This window comes from Ruegeria sp. AD11(2025), assembly GCF_056542405.1.
Genome location: NZ_JBQFZU010000088.1, coordinates 1 through 2,345 on the forward strand (window position 1 = coordinate 1; position 2,345 = coordinate 2,345).

Genomic DNA, 2,345 nt, shown 5'->3' on the forward strand with positions numbered 1-2,345 from the left:
GCGAAGACGGAAACGGTGCCGTCGAAGCCAAGGTCAAAGCCGAGGTCGCAGACCTCTGCGCCAAATTCCCGATCTATCCTAACCTGTAAGTTGAAGGACCCGAACCATGAGCTTTCATTCCATTGAACAAGCCCCTGCCCGCTTGAACCGCAGCGAGCTAGCCGTTCCCGGCAGCCAGCCCGGTATGTTCGAAAAGGCAGCGCAGTCGAATGTGGATGTCATCTTCCTTGATCTGGAAGACGCAGTTGCGCCAGACGAAAAGGAACAGGCGCGCAGAAACATCATCGAGGCGCTGAACGATATCGACTGGGGTAACAAGACCATGTCGGTTCGGATCAATGGTCTGGACACCCACTATATGTACCGCGACGTGGTGGATGTGGTCGAACAGGCTGGTGAGCGGTTGGACCTGATCATGATCCCCAAGGTTGGCACCGCCGCCGACGTCTATGCCGTCGATATGCTGGTCACCCAGATTGAGGACGCCAAGGGTTTCAAGAAACGCATCGGGTTCGAGCACATCATCGAAACCGCGCTGGGGATGCAGAATGTCAGCGAGATCGCGGCGGCTTCGAAGCGCAACGAAAGCCTCCATTTTGGTGTTGCCGACTATGCCGCTTCGACCCGCGCTCGGACCACGATCATCGGTGGCGTGAACCCCGATTACTCGGTTCTGACTGACGCAGACGCGGATGGCGGACGCATGACCCACTGGGGCGACATGTGGCATTACGCGCTAGCGCGCATGGTGGTTGCCGCCCGTGCCAACGGCCTGCGCCCGATTGACGGGCCGTTCGGCGATTTCCAAGACCCGGACGGCTATCGTGCCGCGGCCAAACGTGCGGCGGTTCTGGGGTGCGAAGGCAAATGGGCGATCCACCCCTGCCAGATCGCGCTGGCGAACGAAGTCATGTCACCCGGCGACGCCGAAGTCACAAAGGCGCAGCGTATTCTCGAAGCGATGGCCGAAGCCGAAGCGGCAGGTAAAGGAGCCGTATCTCTGGATGGTCGTCTGATCGACTATGCCTCAATCCGTCAGGCAGAAGTCATGGTCGAAAAAGCCCGGCAAATCGCTGCAGCTTGATCGCAATACGACTGTGCAATCGTCAAAATCGTTTTGCGTTAGTGCCGCCGCCATTTTTACCAAGGCGGCCACGGCGGCAGATTCGGCCGTCTCTCTGCGAGGACGATTGCAATCAACCCCTTTGGCTTTGCCAAAGCAAGGTGGGCGCAGAATTCTGGTCGCTATAAGGAAAGCTGCCCCCGCCATAATGTCCAAGGCATTGAAACACGTTCAGGGCGATCACGTCGCCCTGGCCGAGACACATGCCGAAAACCAGTCTGACGTTCCCGGAGCCACGGTATTGATCAGCGCACACCCCGTCCCGGAGTAACGAGGCCTGAAAGCCGAGCGGCAGATCATCGTTCTGCTCAGCACCGCACGTGAGCAGGATCAGATCGTTGCGCTATTCTCTGGCGGGGCTGTCGGGCTTGGCTCCCGCGCTGGTTGAAGGACTGACCCTGCCGGACAAAACCACGGTCAACGAGGTTTTGCAGTCTTCCGGGTTGGGTATCATGCGGATGAACCTTGTGCGTCGGCACCTAAGCTGACTTAAAGGCGGTGGTTTTTTGCAGCACGGATCGCATGCCCCCGTCTCGGCCTATATCCTATAAGATGTCATCGGTGATGACCTTCGCACCGTCACCAGCGGACTGACTGCCTTACCAATCGGAAGTCACGCCGACGCCCGCAGGGCCTTTATCGACGCCGGCATCTGGCATCGGTTGCCAAATTCCACCCGCACGCATCCGGAACAGAGCATCCCCGAACAGATTATGACGACTGGGCGACCAATCATCTAATTGGCTCGAACACGATAAACCTTGAGGTCGCACATAGCTGTGCGGCCAAGACTTGCCAGGCTGAAATTGGATCCGACGCGTTGATCGGTGACGTGTCGGACGCGGAGGAACAGATTGTGCAAGCTGCGCTATCTGAGACGCCTGACCGACCGGTCGCTCTGTTGTTTGGCAGTGAAACAACTTTACGTCTGAAGGGCACAAGCCGCAGAGGACGCAATCGGGAATTGGCGCCGCGCGCGGCCCAACTGGCGCAAGAACGCCCAATTCCTGGAATTGGGTTTTTCTCAGCGCCAACACGGATGGCCGCGATTGTCCACCCCTGCAGCTGGCGCGATTGTGGATTCAGAAACCTGCGGCCGAATCCGCGCGTCTGGAAAAGACTTTGTCGCCTTTCTGGACACCGCCACAACAACCGACGATCGAAGAATTGCCTTGGTTCCGGCTTACCATAGCTCGGGTTGGTGATGTGCAGGGGAAATCCG

2 protein-coding genes are annotated in these 2,345 nt (G+C 58.3%); both read left to right on the top strand.

Translation table 11 applies throughout. The annotated features are described in order from the left end of the window. The first annotated feature begins 106 nt into the window (after window positions 1-106). A complete protein-coding gene (locus tag ACR1XY_RS24365; protein WP_480597362.1) occupies window positions 107-1,084 on the top strand; it encodes an HpcH/HpaI aldolase/citrate lyase family protein in 978 nt (325 codons plus the stop codon). 377 nt (window positions 1,085-1,461) lie between these two features. After that, on the top strand, window positions 1,462-1,611 hold the full coding sequence (locus tag ACR1XY_RS24370) for a DUF4147 domain-containing protein (RefSeq protein WP_480597364.1): 150 nt from the start codon (window positions 1,462-1,464) through the stop codon (window positions 1,609-1,611). Window positions 1,612-2,345: the final 734 nt, after the last annotated feature.

Excerpts from the sequence above, each read along its gene's own strand:
- ACR1XY_RS24365 (WP_480597362.1), top strand. The coding sequence starts at position 107 with ATGAGCTTTCATTCCATTGAACAAGCCCCTGCCCGCTTGAACCGCAGC.